This window comes from Kitasatospora sp. NPDC041988 (assembly GCF_055588525.1).
Map to the genome: position 1 here is coordinate 120,406 of NZ_JBVJCO010000018.1, position 16,918 is coordinate 137,323.

Annotated in this window: 16 protein-coding genes; 10 read left to right on the top strand and 6 right to left on the bottom strand. The window is 73.6% G+C overall.

The genetic code is table 11. The features are described 5' to 3' along the window. Positions 1 to 138: 138 nt before the first annotated feature. Both ACZ6NC_RS19780 and ACZ6NC_RS19785 read right to left on the bottom strand, forming a co-directional pair. A complete protein-coding gene (locus ACZ6NC_RS19780; RefSeq protein ID WP_465734420.1) occupies positions 139 to 282 on the bottom strand; it encodes a VOC family protein in 144 nt (47 codons plus the stop codon). Between the two features lie 444 nt (positions 283 to 726). Beyond that, positions 727 to 1,563, bottom strand: a complete 837-nt coding sequence (locus ACZ6NC_RS19785) for an alpha/beta fold hydrolase (protein ID WP_465734422.1) — start codon at positions 1,561 to 1,563, stop codon at positions 727 to 729. Between the two features lie 275 nt (positions 1,564 to 1,838). On the opposite strand from ACZ6NC_RS19785, the gene ACZ6NC_RS19790 reads away from it, so the two are divergent. From ACZ6NC_RS19790 to ACZ6NC_RS19800, 3 genes are all read left to right on the top strand, one after another. Then, the gene (locus ACZ6NC_RS19790; RefSeq protein WP_465734424.1) at positions 1,839 to 2,564 is read left to right on the top strand and encodes an alpha/beta fold hydrolase; all 726 of its coding nucleotides are present in this window, start codon (positions 1,839 to 1,841) and stop codon (positions 2,562 to 2,564) included. 33 nt (positions 2,565 to 2,597) lie between these two features. Beyond that, a complete protein-coding gene (locus ACZ6NC_RS19795; RefSeq protein WP_465734426.1) occupies positions 2,598 to 3,152 on the top strand; it encodes a Dps family protein in 555 nt (184 codons plus the stop codon). A 107-nt stretch (positions 3,153 to 3,259) separates the two neighbouring features. Further along, positions 3,260 to 3,721, top strand: coding sequence for an SsgA family sporulation/cell division regulator (locus ACZ6NC_RS19800; protein WP_465734428.1), 462 nt, complete (start codon positions 3,260 to 3,262; stop codon positions 3,719 to 3,721). 137 nt (positions 3,722 to 3,858) lie between these two features. Here the strand turns inward: ACZ6NC_RS19800 and ACZ6NC_RS19805 are convergent, their stop codons facing one another. The 3 genes from ACZ6NC_RS19805 to ACZ6NC_RS19815 form a co-directional block, all read right to left on the bottom strand. Further along, a complete protein-coding gene (locus ACZ6NC_RS19805) occupies positions 3,859 to 4,632 on the bottom strand; it encodes a GPR1/FUN34/YaaH family transporter (RefSeq protein ID WP_465734429.1) in 774 nt (257 codons plus the stop codon). 106 nt (positions 4,633 to 4,738) lie between these two features. Beyond that, positions 4,739 to 5,221, bottom strand: coding sequence for a DoxX family protein (locus tag ACZ6NC_RS19810; RefSeq protein WP_465734431.1), 483 nt, complete (start codon positions 5,219 to 5,221; stop codon positions 4,739 to 4,741). Positions 5,222 to 5,232: 11 nt separating this feature from the next. After that, positions 5,233 to 5,895 carry a hydrolase gene (locus ACZ6NC_RS19815; RefSeq protein ID WP_465734502.1) on the bottom strand — a complete coding sequence of 221 codons (663 nt, stop codon included), beginning with the start codon at positions 5,893 to 5,895 and terminating at the stop codon, positions 5,233 to 5,235. A gap of 313 nt (positions 5,896 to 6,208) precedes the next feature. Here ACZ6NC_RS19815 and ACZ6NC_RS19820 point away from each other — a divergent pair, with 313 nt between their 5' ends. The 7 genes from ACZ6NC_RS19820 to ACZ6NC_RS19850 all read left to right on the top strand — a co-directional run bounded on the left by ACZ6NC_RS19820 (position 6,209) and on the right by ACZ6NC_RS19850 (position 16,068). Beyond that, a complete protein-coding gene (locus ACZ6NC_RS19820) occupies positions 6,209 to 8,086 on the top strand; it encodes an amidohydrolase (RefSeq protein ID WP_465734504.1) in 1,878 nt (625 codons plus the stop codon). Positions 8,087 to 8,171: 85 nt separating this feature from the next. After that, positions 8,172 to 8,858, top strand: coding sequence for a YoaK family protein (locus ACZ6NC_RS19825; RefSeq protein ID WP_465734433.1), 687 nt, complete (start codon positions 8,172 to 8,174; stop codon positions 8,856 to 8,858). A 125-nt stretch (positions 8,859 to 8,983) separates the two neighbouring features. Then, a complete protein-coding gene (locus ACZ6NC_RS19830) occupies positions 8,984 to 11,710 on the top strand; it encodes an AAA family ATPase (protein ID WP_465734435.1) in 2,727 nt (908 codons plus the stop codon). Between the two features lie 152 nt (positions 11,711 to 11,862). After that, the gene (locus ACZ6NC_RS19835) at positions 11,863 to 12,834 is read left to right on the top strand and encodes an AraC-like ligand-binding domain-containing protein (RefSeq protein ID WP_465734437.1); all 972 of its coding nucleotides are present in this window, start codon (positions 11,863 to 11,865) and stop codon (positions 12,832 to 12,834) included. Between the two features lie 94 nt (positions 12,835 to 12,928). Next, positions 12,929 to 13,945, top strand: a complete 1,017-nt coding sequence (locus ACZ6NC_RS19840) for an alpha/beta hydrolase (protein WP_465734439.1) — start codon at positions 12,929 to 12,931, stop codon at positions 13,943 to 13,945. Positions 13,946 to 14,046: 101 nt separating this feature from the next. Continuing rightward, positions 14,047 to 15,087, top strand: a complete 1,041-nt coding sequence (locus ACZ6NC_RS19845) for an AraC-like ligand-binding domain-containing protein (RefSeq protein ID WP_465734441.1) — start codon at positions 14,047 to 14,049, stop codon at positions 15,085 to 15,087. A 180-nt stretch (positions 15,088 to 15,267) separates the two neighbouring features. Further along, positions 15,268 to 16,068 (top strand): DUF2182 domain-containing protein, encoded by an 801-nt coding sequence (locus tag ACZ6NC_RS19850; protein WP_465734443.1) that lies wholly within the window; start codon positions 15,268 to 15,270, stop codon positions 16,066 to 16,068. Between the two features lie 66 nt (positions 16,069 to 16,134). Here the strand turns inward: ACZ6NC_RS19850 and ACZ6NC_RS19855 are convergent, their stop codons facing one another. Beyond that, positions 16,135 to 16,794: a DUF1326 domain-containing protein gene (locus ACZ6NC_RS19855; RefSeq protein ID WP_465734445.1), complete on the bottom strand. Its 660-nt coding sequence runs from the start codon at positions 16,792 to 16,794 to the stop codon at positions 16,135 to 16,137. Positions 16,795 to 16,918 lie beyond the last annotated feature (124 nt).

Here is a 16,918-nt window from a genome sequence, read left to right on the forward strand (position 1 = left end):
TCCCCTGGGGTCGGGGGAAGGGGGCGGGAGGGGGGGGGGAACGGCTGGGGACCCGCGGGGTGGCGGGCCGAGGGGGGGGGGGGGGGGGGCCCCCCCCCTCCCCCCCCCGCCCCCCCGTCGACGACTGCGTCCCGCCGGTCAGCGGTCGGTGTGGATCTCCGCGATGTAGCCGCCGGGGAACCGCACCATGGCGCTGTCCCGGCCGCCCGCGCGGACCGGTCCCGACAGCACCGAGGCGCCGGCGGCCTTCGCCCGTTCCAGGGTGGCGCCGAGGTCCGGCACGCCGTAGCCGGTGAGTGCCGGCGAAGGTGGACGTCCAACTGGCCACGAAGGCCTGCTCGGTGCCGGGCTCGACGTAGACGTGGGTGGAGTCGTACTGCGGGCCGACGGCGAACTGCCGGTGGCTGCCCGGCCGTTCGGCCGCGGCGCCCTGGGACGTGCTGGTGGTCGTGCTCTGGTGTGGGCCCTGGTACGTGCTCTGGGCTGCCGCGCCGGCCGGGACCGCCGTCAGCGCGGCGAGCGCCGCCACCAGCGGGATCATACGGCGGGCTGACCGGAGCTTCACGGGGGAACTCCTGGTCGTGGCACGCGTCCGGCGTCCCCGGTGGACGGGACGCCGGACGCGGGTGGGTGGCCGGTACCGCCGGCGCCGTCCGGGACCAGGGCGGCGACGGCGGTGCCGGTTGGACGGCCGGCCGCGGTCGGGGGTGTCGCGGCCAACCGGGCCTACTTCGCGAGGAAGGCCAGCAGGGCGGCGTTGACCTCCTCGGCGTGGGTCCAGAGCAGGCCGTGCGGGGCGCCCTCGATCTCGACGTAGTCGGCGGAGGGCAGGGCCCGGTGGAAGACGCGGGCGGTGTTCTCGATGGGCAGGGTGCGGTCGCCGGTGCCGTGCAGGATCAGGGCGGGCACGTCGATGCGGGCGACATCGGCGCGGAAGTCGGTGTACCAGGTGGTCGGCGCGGCCGAGGCGGCGAAGGCTCCGCCGCTCGCGGCGACGTTCCAGCTGTTGCGGACGGCCTCCTCGCTGATCCGGGTGCCGAGGTTCTCGTCCAGGTTGTAGAAGTCCCTGAAGAAGTCGGTGTAGAAGGCGAACCGGTCGGCCTTCACCGCCGCGACGATGCCGTCGAAGAACTCCTTCGGGGCGGCGCCGTCCGGGTTGTCGTCGGTCTTCAGCAGGAAGGGCTCCAGCGAGGCCAGGAAGGCGACCTTGGCGATCCGCTCGGAGCCGTAGGTCGCCACGTACCGGGCGGCCTCGCCGGTGCCCATCGAGAAACCGACCAGCACGGCGTCCCGGACGTCGAGGGTCTCCAGCACGGTGTGGAGGTCCGCGGTGAAGGTGTCGTAGTCGTAGCCGGTGGTCGGCTGCGAGGACTGACCGAAGCCGCGGCGGTCGTAGGTGATGACCCGGTAGCCGGCTTCCAGCAGGGCTGCGCTCTGACGCTCCCAGGAGGCGCCGTTCAGCGGGAAGCCGTGGATGAGGACGACCGGCTGCCCGGAGCCGTGGTCCTCGTAGTAGAGGTCGATGGAGGTGGAGTTCTCCTGGCCAACGGTGATGTACGGCATGGGTTTTCCTTTCCCTACGGCAGCGGGTGGCTGCGACGGGACACAGGCTAGGGTCGGCCGCCGCCGGCCGGTTGCCTCAGAGAGCACCCCGAATCGTCCGAGAGCGCTGAGGTCGTGCGCACCGGCGACGGGGCCCCGACTCCTGCATACGGTGCGCGGACCGACCGCAGGCAGTGCGCCGTCGGAACAGGCCCCGGGCTCGCGCGTTCCTAGCCTGAGGCCCACAGATGCCAATGATCCGGAGGCCTCGACGAGGCCCCAGTAAGGACCCCTTCATGACGACGAACGACACGCCCACCGTCGTACTGGTGCACGGCGCCTTCGCCGATGCCTCCAGCTTCGCCCGGGTCATCCCCGGCCTGCTGGCCGACGGACTGAAGGTGGTGGCGCCGGCCGTCCCCAACCGCAGCCTGACCGGGGACTCCGCGTACATCGCGTCGGTGGTCCGGCGGATTCCCGGGCCGGTCGTGCTGGTCGGCCACTCCTACGGCGGCGCCGTGATCACCGTGGCGGGCGCCGAGGAGAACGTCAAGGCGCTGGTGTACCTGGCGGGTTACGCGCTGGAGGAGGGCGAGAGCCTGGGCGAGCTGCAGGGCGGCTTCCCCGACTCCGAGCTCGCCTCCGCCCTGGTGTACACCCCCTTCCCGCTGGAGGACGGGAGTGGCGAGGGCACCGACGTCTCGGTGGACGCCGACCGCCTTCCGGCGATCTTCGCGGCCGACGTCGACCCCGGCCTCGCCCGGGTCCTCGCCGTCTCCCAACGGCCACTGGCCGCCGCCGCGTTCGGCGAGGCCGCGCCCACCGCCGCGTGGAAGAGCAAGCCGTCCTGGGGAATCGTCGCCGCTGCCGACCGGACCCTCAACCCCGATGTCCAGCGGTTCGGCTACCGGCGTGCCGGGGCGACCACGGTCGAGGTGGACTCCTCGCACCTGGTCATGCTCTCCGAGCCCGAGCGCGTCGCCGACGTGATCCGCGAGGCCGTCCGGTCCATCGCCAACTGACCGTCCCCGCCACCGCCTAGTCCCAGGAGCACCATGACCAGCCAGCCTCGCCTCCACCAGCACGGTCCCGAGATCCAGGAGTTCGGCACCGTCACCCAGCTGCCGATCGCGCTCTCCCATGACGCCCGGCAGTACTCGTGCCAGCGGCTCAACCGCGTCCTCGCGGACACCCAGTTCCTGTACGCGCTGTACAAGAAGTACCACTGGGGCATGCGCGGGCCGACCGCCTACCAGCTGCACCTGCTCTTCGACAAGCACGCCCAGGAGCAGCTGGAGCTGGTCGACGCGCTCGCCGAACGGGTGCAGAGCCTCGGCGGCGTCGCAGTGGGCGACCCCCGCCACGCTGCCCAGATCACGGGCGTGCCGCGCCCGCCGGACGGCATCGAGGGCGCGCAGTCGATGCTCTCGCGCCTCCTCGACGCGCACGAGACCGTGCTCGCCGACGTCCGCGACGCCGCCACCCGTACGGCGGAGCTCGGTGACGACGGTACCCAGGACCTCCTGGTGTCCCAGATCATCCGCACCGGCGAGACCCAGGTCTGGTTCCTCGCCGAGCACCTGGTCGTCACCCCCGAGTACGGGGAGTGACCGCGGGCCGGGCCTGTTTCGTCGGCAGGCCCGGCTCCGCTCAGTGCCGGGCCCGTTCGTCGGCGGGCCCGGCACTTTCCGTTTCCCTCACCGTCCTTGGAGGTACCGTGCCCGGACGCCATCCGCTCCCCGACCAGGGCCCCGGGGCGGGCGCGGACTCCGCCGCGCTCGCCGTGGACGCCCAACTCCATCTGGGGGAGGGTAAGTTCATCGATCTTCCGGTGCGCTTCGTGTACCGCGGCGACGAGCCGTTCTCGGTGGTCATGGAGTTCCCCGGCTCCGACCCGGAGGTCGGCACCTGGGAGTTCTCCCGCGACCTGCTCTGGAAGGGCCTGCACCGGCCGGCCGGGATGGGCGACGTGCGGATATCGCCGCCGTGCCGCTGCCACGGTCGCCGGCGGCTGCGGATCACGCTCCGCAAGGACGACGGCACCGCCTCGATCGACGTCCCGGTCGAGCCGGTGAACAGCTGGCTGCGCGAGCGGAGCTTCGCCCTCGTGCCCCGCGGTGGTGAGGCCGAACTGATCGACTGGGACGCCGAATTGAGCCGACTGGTCGGGGGTCGCTGAGGCGGTCGCGGGTCGGGGGCTCCCGCCTCGGGCCGGAGGTGAAACGCGATTCGGCTGTGCTCGTACCGAGGACCGGTAGAGCACAGCCGAATCGCGTCACGTTCGTGGCGGGGCCGATCGGTGGGACAGGGCGCCGGCTACAGGGTGCGGCGCACCCCCGCCTGCTGTTCCAGCCGGTTCAGTTGGCCGGCCAGCCCCGCGTGCATGGCGTCCCGGACGGGACCGCTGCGCCCGATCCACAGGACCTCCCTGCCCCGGAGCTCCTCCAGCATCAGGGCGTAGGCCGCGTACATCGCCACGGCCGCGAGGAGCATGCCGAGTGCGCCGGCGGCGTGGCCCAGCCAGGCCGCGCCCGAGACGCCGTGGAGGCCGGCTACGAAATAGCGCGGTACGGCGATCATCAGGAGCAGCCACAGCACCTTCTTCGGCCTCGCCACCGAGGCCATCAGGGCGGCGAAGACCGTGAACACCAGGTTCATCACGCCCAGCACCTGCGCCCCGCCCTGGGAGCCCGTCGCCGTGACCAGGCCGTTGGCCAGCCAGGCGCCGGCGAACCCGCCCATCAGCGTCGCCGCGATGACGTCACGGGCGCCGAACGCCAGAACGCTGACCAGCAGTTGGAGCACGAAGGCGGAGAAGACCGTGAGCGCCACGGCCTGCCGGTGCGCACCGTCGATCAGGCCGAGCTGCAGGCTGCTGGTCACGGCGGAGGAGATGGCCACCGTGAAGAAGCCCAGGGGCATCGGCGAGGCGATGGGCCGCAGGGCGATCCGGGTCATGGCGTGCAGGTCCGGCCCGGCGCCGGGGTCGTGCGCCTGGTCCGAGGTCGCGGGTGTCGCGGGTGTCCCCGTCCCCGCCGCCGTCGGGCCGGGTTCGGGTACGCGCTTCGCTTCCGTCGTCGTCGCCGTCATCAACTCGCTCCTTGCTCTCGGTACTTCGTGTTCTTCGTGCCGAACGGGCCCGGGCCCCTGAGTGGTCTCCCATCCAGGGGCCCGGGCCCGTCTGGTCCCGGCCGCCTCAGCTGCGGTGCAGGGCGAACCGGGTGACCAGGCCGCCGCCCACACCGGCGACCACGGCCGCGGGCAGCCACCACAGCGGCCAGTGCGCCAGGCCGAGGGCCCCGTCGACCGACCACTCTCCGGGGCCGGTCGCGGTCAGTGCCGCGCCGATGACGATCAGGACGAACGGGAACTCGTACCCGTCGTGCTGAACCCACAGCCCGTGGGGCCACTTGACCGTCAGGGCGACGGTCATCACGCCCATCACACCCGCGCCGGCCAGCGGGGTGAGCAGACCGGCGGCCAGCATCAGCCCGGCCCCGATCTGGGAGCCGCCGGCGGTTATCGCGGTGAGCTTGCCGCCGCGGAAGCCGTCGCCCCGGAACTCGGCGCTGCCGCCCTGCAGCCCGCCGCCACCGAGGTGGAAGCTGACCTTCTGGACGCCGTGGCCCGCGATCAGCAGGCCGGCGACCAGACGCAGCAGGAGTAGACCCGTGTTCATCTCCGACACCGTCAGCCGGCAGCGTGCGGGTTGATCATCGACTGGGCGTAGACGATGCCCATGCCGTAGGCGCCGCCGTGCTCCTTGACGAGGTCCGTCACGGCGACGTAGGTCTCGGTGCGGGCCCAGTCGCGCTGGAGCTCCAGGAGGACCTGGATCCAGGTGACGGGGATGGCGCCGGCGGCGGTCATGCGCTGCAGGGCGTGCTCGTGGGCCAGCGGGCTGACGCCACCGGAGGCGTCGGCGACGACGTAGACCTCGTAGCCCTGGTCCAGCGCGGAGAGCGCCGGCAGGACGAGGCAGACCTCGGTCCACAGGCCGGACAGGATGATCTTCTTGCGGCCGGTGGCCTTGACGGCCTCGACCAGGGCCTCGTCCTCCCAGGCGTTCATGCTGGTCCGGTCGATGACCTCCTGGTCGGGGAAGACGGCCTGCAACTGCGGCAGGATCGGGCCGGAGAAGGACTCGGCGGCGACGGTGGACAGCACGGTCGGCACGTCGAAGATCTTCGCGGCCTTGGCCAGGCCGACGGTGGCGTTGATGATGGCGGTGCGGTCGCCGCTGCCGGTGCCGAAGAACATCTGCGGCTGGTGGTCAACGAACAGCATCATCGCGTTGTCCGGGGTGAGCAGGTCCGGGCTCGGGGCGGCGTGGACGTTGGCGAAGTCGACCATGATTCTTCTCATTCCTCGGGTATGCAGGGGATGGGGAATGCAGGGAATTGACACTGCGTCAGACACTGGCCGGATCGGCTCGGCGTCACGTCAACGACATTAGGCCGGGATGGGCGGAAGGTTCTGCTCGCTGTGCGCCCGGGGCTGTTCCCACAACGCACCACCGGCCGAACCGGGCTCGCCGGCCGCCGAAGTGCACTGCCGGGCAACTGGCGATGCGCTGCGGAGACCCTCGCCCGCCGTCGGCTGCCTAGGTTCGATGGGCGGCCCCGCGCCGAAAGACCACCGAACGAAGGGACTTCCCTTGTCCACCATGCCCGTTGCCGGGGTCCGTCCCGGCACTCCCGAGCAGCCCGCCGACCTGGTCGTGCGCAACGCCAAGGTATTCACCAACGATCCGCGCCGCCCGCAGGCCACCGCCGTGGCCGTGCGCGACGGACTGATCCAGGCGGTCGGCGACGACGCGGACGTCGTCCCGCTGGTCGGCCCCGGCACCCGGGTGGTGGACGCGCTCGGCCGCCGGGCCGTGCCCGGACTCAACGACGCGCACCTGCACGTCATCCGCGGCGGCCTCAACTACGTGCTGGAGCTGCGCTGGGACGGCGTCCCGACGCTGCGCGAGGCCCTGGCGATGCTCCGGCTGCAGGCCGAGCGCACCCCGCCCGGCCAGTGGGTGCGGGTGGTCGGCGGTTGGTCCGCCGACCAGTTCGCCGAGCGGCGCCTGCCCACCCTGGCGGAGCTCAACGCCGCGGCGCCCGACACCCCCGTCTTCGTGCTGCACCTCTACCAGTCGGCCCTGCTCAACAAGGCCGCCCTGCGCGCCGCCGGCTTCACCCGCGACACCCCCGACCCGACCGGCGGCCAGATCGTGCGAGGCCACGACGGCGAACCGACCGGCCTGCTGATCGCCGCTCCGGGCGCCCTGCTGCTCTACTCCACCCTGGCCAAGGCGCCGACCCTGGACGAGGCCGACCGGATCGGCTCCACCCGGCACTTCCTGCGCGAGCTCAACCGCTTCGGCCTCACCTCCGCGATCGACGCCGCCGGTGGCTTCCAGAGCTTCCCCGAGAACTACGGCACCGTCATGGAGCTTGCCCGCCGCGGCGAGCTGAGCCTGCGCATCGCCTACCACCTCTTCCCGCAGACCGCGGGGCAGGAGCTGGACGACCTCACCCGCTGGGTGAACACCGTCCGCCCCGGGGAGGGCGACGAGTGGCTGCGCCTCAACGGTGCGGGGGAGAACCTCACCTGGGCCGCCGCGGACTTCGAGAACTTCACCGAGCCCAGGCCGCAACTGGGCTCCTATGAGAGTGAGTTCGAGAAGGCCGTCCGGCTGCTGACGGAGAACGGCTGGGGCTTCCGCCTGCACGCCACCTACGACGAGACCATCCGCCGGGACCTCGCCGTCTTCGAGAAGCTCGCCGCCGAGGGCCTCTTCCCTCAGGGCAACCGCTGGCTCTTCGACCACGCCGAGACCGTCAGCCCGGACAGCCTTGACCGCATCGCCGCCCTGGGCGGCGCCGTCTCCGTGCAGAACCGCCTCTCCTTCCAGGGCGAGGCCTTCGTCTCCCGCTACGGCGCCCCCGCCGCCGCCGAGGCGCCGCCGCTGCGCGCGATGCTGGACCGCGGCCTCACCGTCGCGGCGGGTACCGACGCCACCCGGGTCTCCTCCTACAACCCCTGGGTCGCCCTGCACTGGCTGGTCTCCGGCCGCGCCGTCAGCGGCCGGCGCCTGGCGGCCGAGCACAACCGGCTCGACCGCGCCCAGGCCCTGGAGCTCTACACCCTGGGCGGCGCCCGGCTCACCGGCGAGGAGGAGGTCAAGGGGCGTCTGACGGTGGGAAGTTACGCGGACCTGGCGCTGCTCAGTGCCGACTACTTCACCGTGCCCGAAGCCGACATCCCGCACATCGAGTCCGTGCTGACCGTCGTCGGCGGACGCATCGTCCACGCGACCCAGGAGCACCAGGGCCTCGCGCCCGAGCTGCCCGCGGTGTCGCCGTCCTGGAGCCCGGTCACCCGCTTCGGCGGCTACCACGCCACCCCCGCCCCCGGCCTGGCCGGCGTGCACCAGGCCGAAGGTGTCCTGGAGGCCGCCGCGGCCTCCGGCGAGCAGCACGCCTGGCGCGCGGCCCGCGGCCTCGCCCTGCCCGGGCAGCCCCAGGTGCCGATGGACCCCTGCTTCTTCTGACACGCCCGTCAGTTCCGTCACGGGGCACCGCCTGGATCAGGCGGTGCCCCACCCGCATCCCCCTTTGCTCGCACGAGGAGCCGTCGTGACCACCCCATCGCCGCCGCAACCGTCCGGACCGCAGATCCACGACCGCCACCCACTGGCCCTGGCCCTGTTCGGCCTCACCCTGGTCAGCGGCCTGATCGACGCCATCAGCTACCTCGGCCTCGGCCACGTCTTCACCGCGAACATGACCGGCAACGTCGTCGTCATCGCATTCGCCCTCGCCGGAGCGCCCGGCTTCTCCGTGGTCGGCTCGCTGACCTCCCTCGCCGCCTTCCTCCTCGGCGCGGGAGTGGCCGGCCGGATCGCGACCCGGCAGACCGCGACCCGGCGCCCCGCGCGGCTGCGCGCGGCCTTCGCCCTGGAGGCCGCGCTGCACGCCGCGGCCGCCGCCGTCCTCTTCGTCCACAGTCCCGAGGGGGCCGCGCAGTACGCGGTGATCGCCCTGCTCGCCCTGGCGATGGGCATCCGCAACGCCACCGTGCGGAGCCTGGGCATACCGGACCTCACCACCACCGTGCTGACCCTCACCCTGACCGGCCTGGCCGCCGACTCCCGCCCCGCCGGCGGCACCGCCCCCCGTCAGCGCCGCAAGGTCCTCTCCGTCGTCACCATGCTCGCCGGCGCGGGCCCCGGCGCGCTGCTGGTCCTGCACGGACAGATCGCCTGGGCTCTGGTGGCCAGCGCGGTCCTGGCGGGTGCCTCCGTCCTGCTCTACCGCGAGTGACACGCCGTAGGGGCCGGCCGGGCCCCGGGGTCCGGGGTCGTTTCCGCTGGTGGGAACGGTGGATTCCGCGGCGGTAGCCTTGGGTGCCCGGCGAGCGGACCGGCCTTCCCGAGGGAGACGAACCAGTGGCGGAGGACAGACGGTTTCCGGCCCTGATCGGCCGGCAGCGGCAGACCGAGCTGCTGACCGCGGCGCTGGTCCAGGCCGTGGACGGCGCGAGCGGGTCCACCGTCCTGCTGCGCGGCGACGCCGGTGTCGGCAAGAGCACACTCGTGGCCTGGGTGGAGCGCGCGGCGCGCGAGCGTGGGTTCACCGTCCTGCGCGCGGTCGGCACGGAGGTGGAGACGGACCTCGCGTTCGGAGCCCTCCACCAGGCGTTCTGGTCGCTGCTCCAGCGTTCCGACGCGCTGTCCGCGCACCAGCGGGAGGTCCTGGAGACCGCGTTCGGCGTCCGCTCCGGGACCCCGACCGGCTTCGCCGTCGGCGCCGCCACCCTGGCCCTGCTGGAACAGGCGGTGCGGACCGCCCCCGTGCTGCTGGTCCTGGACGACCTGCACTGGATCGACTCGTCGAGCACGACCGTCTTCGCCTTCCTGCACCGGCGGTGCGCCGAGCTGCCGGTGGTGATCGTCGGGGCCACCCGCCCGGACGGACCGGTCGCCCAGCGGTGGTCGGCCGAGGCCGTCGACGTCCCGGCCCTGCCACGGGAGGACGCGGCCCAGCTACTGGGCACCCGCTTCCCCGAACTCGCGGCGCCGGCCAAGGAGCGTGTCCTGGCCGAGGCGGCCGGGAACCCGCTGGCGCTGGTCGAGCTGCCGCGCCAACTGGCGGACGCCCAGCAGCGGGGAGCCGCTCCGCTGCCCGAGCGGCTGCCCCTGGGGCGGAAGCTGGAGCGGATGTTCGCCGAACGGCTCGGAACGGTGACGCCGGAGGTCGGCCGCCTGCTGCTGCTCGGCGCCCTGGCCGCCGGCCCGGACTCCGGCAGCGCCGAGTGGCTCCGCGCCCTCGCGGACGAGAACGCGCGGGAGATCCTGGAACGGATCGAGGCGGAGGGCCTGGCCCGGCTCGACCCGGCCGGGCAGCTCGTGTTCCGGCACCCCCTGGTCCGCACCGCCGTCGTCTCCGCCGCCTCCGACACCGCGCTCCGGGAGGCCCACCGCGCACTGTCCGGCGCCCTGGCACCGGAGGACCCCCGGCGGTTGGTCCACGAGGCTGCCGCCGCGCTGCTGCCCGACGAGGGCCTCGCGCACCGCCTCCAGGAGGCCGGCCAGGACCTCGCCCACCGGGGTGGCGAGGCGGAGGGCGCGCTCCTGCTGGAACGCGCCGCCGCCCTCAGCCCCAGCTCCTGCGACCGCGTCCGCAGGCTCACCCGGGCCGCGGTGATGTCCGCCCGCGGCGGGCAGCTGCGCCACACCGCGGCCCTGGTGGAGGAACTGAAGGCCGGCACCGTCCCGCCGGACATCGCCCCGCTGTTCTCGTACGCGGTGGTCTACGCCGACCAGAGCCACCACGTCGACTTCGAGTCCTCCGCCGCGCTGCTGCCCGCCGCCCTCGACGCCCTGACCGCGCCGGGCGCCGACACCTTCGGCGGACTGGTCGAGCAGGTGTACTTCAAACTCCTCCTGGCCGCGACGTACACGGACGACCCCTGGGCCTGGCGCGCCCTGGAACGGCACCGGGAGAACGTCTCCGAGGCGGGCCGGCTCTGCCTGCGGGCCTGGACCGACCCGGGCCCGGACACGGCCGCAGCCCTGCGGACGACGGCCGAAGGCATGACCGAGGAGCAGGAGGCCGGCGCGGCCTGGCTCCTGCTGTGGACCGCCTCGGCGCTGGACTGTCCGATGGGCGACCTGTGGCAGCGCTTCGCCGGAGGGCACGGCTACGCCACCCAGGGTTCGGTGGCCAAGGCCAAGGCCCACCAGGACTACCTGCTCGGCCACTGGGACCGCGCCGCCGTCTGTCTGCGCGAGGCCGAGATGGCGGACGAGCTCGGGTACCACACCAACGGGCTGATGTTCCGCCAGTACTACGCCCACTTCCTGGCCGGCCGGGGCGACGAGGCCGGGCTCCAGGAGATCGAGCGGACCGTCCGGCCGACCGCCACGCGCGCCCGGATGCGCTACGTCCTCGACCGCCTGACCCACCTGCGCGGCCTGGTCGCGCTCGCCCACCGGCGCTACGAGGAGGCGTACGCCCACTTCTGCGAGCTCACCCCGCCCGGGCGCCTGGCCGGCGGCCCGCCCTGGCACCACGCCCTGGTCCTCGACCTGGTCACGGCCGCCGTGCACACCGGCCGGCACGAGGAGGCCCGGGCCCACCTCGTGGCCGGAGCCGCGTCGCGCTCGGCGGAGTTCTCCGGCCGGCACGCCTTCCTGTGTGCGGCCGCCACCGCTCTGGCCGCGGACGACGACGAGGCCGACGCCGCCTACCGCGCCGCGTACGAGGTGCCGGGCGCCGAGCAGTGGGTGTTCGACCTCGCGCGGCTGCGGCTCGCCCACGGCGCGTGGCTGCGCCGTCGCCACCGGCCCGGGGCCAGGGAGACGCTGCGCGCGGCCCACCACGTGTTCCTCCGGCTGCGGGCCACGCCCTGGGCGGCGCAGTGCGAGCAGGAGCTGCGGGCCGCAGGCGACTCGGTGGCCCTGCCGCAGGACGGACCGGCCACCGACCCGTCCGGGCTGACCGGCCAGGAGCTGCGCATCGCCCGGCTGGCCGCGACCGGTCTGACCAACAAGGAGATCGGCCGGCAGCTCCAGCTGTCGCCCCGCACGGTCGGGGCCCACCTCTACAAGATCTTCCCGAAGCTCGGGATCACCACGCGGGCGGCGCTCGCCCACGCCCTGGATGGCGGCTGACCTGCGGGAACACCCGGCGGGCCGGTCGGCCCCGGTCAGCTCGCCGACCTTCGTGACGTATCACCCGAACACGACAGTCAGATGACCTACCGGCCCGCCGCGCGGGCGGTCCACGCTGAGAGTGCGCAGGACTCCGGCGGAAGGACGGTCAGATGGGATTGCGGGTGACGACGGCGTCGGTCGCGGACGGTGACAAGGCGGCCTTCTGGAGCGGAGCGGTGTCGCGGTCGCTGGTGCCGCTGGAGGTGCACCCGCACACCGGGCGGCCCTTCGACGGACTCCTGGAATCGCACCGCCTCGGGTACGTGCGGATCTCGACCCTGGAGGCGGACGCGGCCCGGCTGTCCCGCACGGCGGCGCTGATCGCGCGCACGCCGCGGAGCGAGCCGCAGGTCGGGGTCGGCCTGCAGGTGTCCGGCCGGGCCGTCCTGGAGCAGGACGGGCGCCGCGCGGAGGTGCCGCCGGGCGGGCTGTTTCTATACGACACGGCGCGTCCGTACGCGGTGGACTACCCGCAGCGGTTCCGCACCCACCTGTTCCACGTGCCGCGCCGGCTGCTCGGGGTGCCGGAGCGAGAGCTGCGGCACGCCTCGGCGACGGCCGTCGGCCCCACGGAGGGGTGCGGACCGGTGCTGCTGCCCTTCCTGGGCGTCCTCGCCGCCTCCGCGCACTCCTACCCCGCCCCGGTCGGGGACCGGCTGGCCGGCAGCGTCGCCGACCTGTTCAGCACGCTGATCGCCCAGCTGGCGCCGACCCGGACGGCCGACGAGCCAGGCGCCCGGAACGCGCACCTGGTCCACCGGGTGCGCGAGTACGTTGACCGTCACCTGGGCGACCCGGACCTGTCGCCCGAGCGGATCGCCCAGGCCCACCACATCTCCGTGCGCTACCTGCACCGGCTCTTCGAGGGCGAGGGCGTGACGGTGAGCCGCCTCGTCCAGCAGCTCCGCCTGGACGCCTGCGCACGCGAGCTGGCCCGGCGGGGCCGCACCGTGCCCACGGTCTCGGCCGTCGCCCAGCGGTGGGGCTTCGTCAACCCGGCGCACTTCAGCCGGACCTTCCGCGCCGCGTACGGCGTCTCGCCGCGCGAGTGGCGCGCACGCCCGCACGACGAAACCGGCTGAGGAGCCGGCCGCCCGCCGAAGGGCACGAACAGGCCACCACGGCCGGGGCACACACGGAGCCACCGTGCCCGTCGACCGAAGCCAGGAGCAAGAGTTGTCCGACCCCACCCCCCTGCCCGACCGGCGCCCGGTGCTCGACCGGGCGCTCCAGGAGTTCCTGGACGCCCGAGCCGGCCGGTCCGCGACGGAACCGCCGGACCTCTCCTTCCTCGCCCCGGACAGTCCTCCGACCGACGGGTCGCACGGCGGGCCGGCCGACGAGCCGTACGGGGACCAGGACGACCCGTACGGCACCACGACGGAGTGGCTCGCCCTGCCCTGCGGACCGACCGGACGGGTGCACGTCCAGGTGACCAGACCTGTCGGCGCCGCCGAGCCCAGCCCCGTCGTGCTGTTCCTTCCCGGCCTCGGCTGGTCGCTCGGCGACGCCGCCTGCTACGCCCGGCTGATCCGGGAGTTCGCCCTGGGCACCGACGCCGCCGTGGTCTACGTGGACTACGCCCGGGCGCCCGCGGCCCGCTACCCGGTGGCCGTCGAGCAGTGCTACGCCGTGGCCCGCTGGATCCACGCGCACGGCCACGAGATCGGACTGGCGGGACGGCGGATGGCCGCCGTCGGCGACTCCGCCGGGGCCAACCTGGTGGCGGCGGTGACCCTGCTGGCCCGGGAGCGCGGCGACGTGCCGCTGGCCCACCAGGTGCTGTTGTGCCCGGTCACCGACGCCGACTTCGACACTCCCTCCTACCGGCGGTTCGCGGCGGGCTACTTCCTGCACCGCGACCACATGCGCCGGTTCTGGGACGACTACCTGCCCGAGGCGGACCGACGGAGCGAGCCCACCGCCGCGCCGCTGCGGGCCTCGCTGGAGCAGCTCGCCGGGCTGCCGCCGGCCCTCGTGGTCACCGCCGAGGCCGACGTGCTGCGGGACGAGGGCGAGGCCTACGCGGCCAGGCTCCGCGCGGCCGGGGTCCCGGTGGTGGCGATGCGCTACCAGGGGGCCGTCCACGGCTTCCTCCTGATCGGCGCGAACCGCCCCACGAGCACCGCCCGGGCCGCGCTGATCCAGGCCGTCGACACCGTGCACGTCGCCCTGCACGGCCGTTCCTGGTGACCCCGTCCCACCGCCCCGACGAGGGTCCGTGCCCACCCGACACCGCGACACCGGTCCGGCCGGTCCGGCCGATCCGGTCGACAGCTGTTCGAGGAGTACCGATGTCCGTTGTTCTCGACACCGCCCTGGTGCCACCCGCCGACCGCGCCGCGTACTGGCACGAGGCCGTATCCCGCACCTTCATCCCGCTGGACGTGACGCTGCTCGACAGCGCGCCCGCCCCCGCGACGATCACCAGCCACGGCCTGGGCGCCACCCAGGTCTCCCTGGTGCAGGCCGGTCCGCAGCGGGTCGAGCGCAGCGCGGAGCTGATCGCCCGCGGCGGCGAGGACCACCTCACCCTGGCGCTCCAGCACCGCGGTACCGCCCGGCTGGTCCAGGACGGCCACCGGGTGGAGCTGCGCCCGGGCACCTTCGCGATCTCCGACGCCGGGAGGCCGTTCACCAAGGAGCTTCCGGAGCCCTTCCTCTTCACGGCCTTCCACTGGCCGCGGTCGGCCGGGGGCGTCTCAGAGGAGGACCTGCGGGCGCTGACCGCGACGGCCTTCGACACCGGCGACGGCACCGCCCGGCTGGTCGCCGCCTACCTGGAGTGCCTCTCCGGGTCGGCCGGTTCGATGGAGCCGCAGCTGGCCTCCTGGCTCGCCGCCACCGCGCTCGACCTGCTCGCGGTGCTCGCCCACGAGCGCCGCGGCCGGTCCGTCCCGGAGGCGCCCGAGGCGGCGCTCGCCACCCTGGCCCGGGTGAAGGACCACATCCTGCGCCACCTGGGCGACCCGGACCTCTCGCCCGAGCGGATCGCGGCGGCCCACCACGTGTCAGTGCGGTACCTCCACAAGCTCTTCCGCTTCGAGGGGGTGACGGTGGCCCGCTGGATCCAGCGCCAGCGGCTGGACATGTCCCGCCGGGACCTGGCCCGTCCGGGGCCGGGCCGGCCGAGCACGGCGACGGTCGCCGGCCGCTGGGGCTTCGTGAGCGCCAGTCACTTCAGCCGGGCGTTCCGCGCCGCCTACGGCGTCTCCCCGCGCGAGTGGCAGGCGGGCGCCGGCCCGGGCCTCACCCCGGCCGTGCGGCACCTGCCCGCGGCGGGCGCCGAGCCGGGGACGACGGGCCTGCCGTCGGGATACGGCGTCGCGGTGTGAGCGGGGCCCGGCCTGCTCGCCCCGGCGCCTCACGCCTGGCCGGGGTGCGCCTGAGGTCTTGCAGGCCGATCCAGGGGGGCCGGCTTCGGCGGTGCGCTGCGCACCTTCGTCCGGGGCAGCCACCGGGTTTTGCCGTCGGCGCATCTGTGCTGTCCTGGAAGGGCCGATCGGGAGAGAAGCATGCGTACCGTCACCGTGGAGAAGCAGCCGCTGCGTACCGGGGTGCTGATGCCCGTCAGGGATCTGGCGGTGGCGTGGTCCCTGATCGTGGTGATCGCGACACTGGCCTGGGTGTTCACGGTCGGGCAGGCCCGGGACATGGGGATCGAGCCGGGCACGATGGGGATGGCGCTGCCGCTGTTCCTGCTGCTGTGGCTGGCCATGATGGCGGCGATGATGCTGCCCTCGGTGGCACCGGTGGCGGTGACCTGGGCGCGCGGGATCGCCCGGCAGTCGAGCGGTACCACGCGGGCGCTGCGCACCTCGGAGTTCCTGGGCGGCTACCTGCTGGTGTGGACGGCCTTCGGGCTGTTGGCGTACGGCGGTCTCGCGCTCACCGGCCGCCTGGTGGAGCGGGACCCGGAGGCCGGGAAGTGGATCGGCGCGGCGGCCTTCGCCCTGGCGGGGCTGTACCAGCTGGGTCCGCTGAAGTACGTGTGCCTGCGGCACTGCCGCAGCCCGATGGCCCAGCTCATGCACTACGCGGGCTACCGGCCGCCGGTGCGGGACCTGCGGGTCGGCTTGCACCACGGCGGGTACTGCCTGGGCTGCTGCTGGGCGCTGATGGTGGTGCTGGTGCCGCTCGGAGTGATGAACGTGGCGGCGATGGCGGGGATCGCGGTGGTGGTCTTCCTGGAGAAGCTGTGGCGGCGCGGTCCGCTGCTGGCCCGGGTGACGGGGGTGGCGTTCCTGGTGCTGGCCGTGCTGGCGCCGTTCCAGAGCTGGTTGCTGCCGGGGCTCACCCCGAGCGACATGATGTAGCGCTCACCGTCGCGAGCGGCGGGCGCCGTGGAAACCACCTCGAAGCGTCGGAGCGGGGGGTGCCGCTCAGTTCGGGCCGCTCCAGTCGAACGGGAAGTGCTTGCTGGACGTTCCGGTGCGGTCCCAGGTGAAGCCGAACACGTTCGCCCGGTGGGTGGTGGCCCGTCCCCAGGTGGCGATCCGGCCCGGCCCGACCTCTGAGCCCGGAGCGTTGTGGACCTGTACCCGTGCGCCTTCGGGCGTCGTGGGCCCGGTCAGGGCTTCCGCGGCCGCCCTGACCCGGCCGGGGATTTCCGCACTCCAGGTGGCGAGGTCCTCATCGACGGTCACCTCGATGGGCGCGAACTCCATGCCCCGCATCTCGGGGTGGAACATCTCGACGAACTGTGCGGGCCATCCGCCGGCCTGTCCGCCGAAGATCGCCCCCAGTGCGGCCCGCTGCTGTTCGTCGGCGCGCTCGTCGAAGAAGACGGCGGCGCGCGGGTCGGTGTGCTCGCCGGCCCACGGGTTGCCGACGAAGGAGCCGACCATCAGGGCGTTGAGGCCGTCGAGCCGCACGTCGCCGAAGTTGCCCTCACGTACGTGCCAGGCCATGATCCCCTCGCAGTCGCCGAAGGTAGGCGGCTGGGCGAACGTGCAGGGGCAGGGGATGGTGCAGTTGCACGTGTCGAACCAATCACCGGCGATATGCCAGCGTATATCCGTGGTAGCGGCTTGTTCGGTCATCTCGCTTCCCTCCCGCCACCCGAGGGCGTCGGTTCTGCGAGGCCGCTGTCCCGAGTCCGCTCCCGGGATCACCGGAGCGGCCTCCCTTCCAGCGTGCCCTCCTCGGACCGCCTTGGGAAGGCAC

Coding starts and splice junctions, on each gene's coding strand:
- ACZ6NC_RS19785 (WP_465734422.1), bottom strand. CDS start 1,563: ATGCCGTACATCACCGTTGGCCAGGAGAACTCCACCTCCATCGACCTC.
- ACZ6NC_RS19790 (WP_465734424.1), top strand. CDS start 1,839: ATGACGACGAACGACACGCCCACCGTCGTACTGGTGCACGGCGCCTTC.
- ACZ6NC_RS19795 (WP_465734426.1), top strand. CDS start 2,598: ATGACCAGCCAGCCTCGCCTCCACCAGCACGGTCCCGAGATCCAGGAG.
- ACZ6NC_RS19805 (WP_465734429.1), bottom strand. CDS start 4,632: ATGACGGCGACGACGACGGAAGCGAAGCGCGTACCCGAACCCGGCCCG.
- ACZ6NC_RS19810 (WP_465734431.1), bottom strand. CDS start 5,221: ATGAACACGGGTCTACTCCTGCTGCGTCTGGTCGCCGGCCTGCTGATC.
- ACZ6NC_RS19815 (WP_465734502.1), bottom strand. CDS start 5,895: ATGGTCGACTTCGCCAACGTCCACGCCGCCCCGAGCCCGGACCTGCTC.
- ACZ6NC_RS19820 (WP_465734504.1), top strand. CDS start 6,209: ATGCCCGTTGCCGGGGTCCGTCCCGGCACTCCCGAGCAGCCCGCCGAC.
- ACZ6NC_RS19835 (WP_465734437.1), top strand. CDS start 11,863: ATGGGATTGCGGGTGACGACGGCGTCGGTCGCGGACGGTGACAAGGCG.
- ACZ6NC_RS19845 (WP_465734441.1), top strand. CDS start 14,047: ATGTCCGTTGTTCTCGACACCGCCCTGGTGCCACCCGCCGACCGCGCC.
- ACZ6NC_RS19850 (WP_465734443.1), top strand. CDS start 15,268: ATGCGTACCGTCACCGTGGAGAAGCAGCCGCTGCGTACCGGGGTGCTG.
- ACZ6NC_RS19855 (WP_465734445.1), bottom strand. CDS start 16,794: ATGACCGAACAAGCCGCTACCACGGATATACGCTGGCATATCGCCGGT.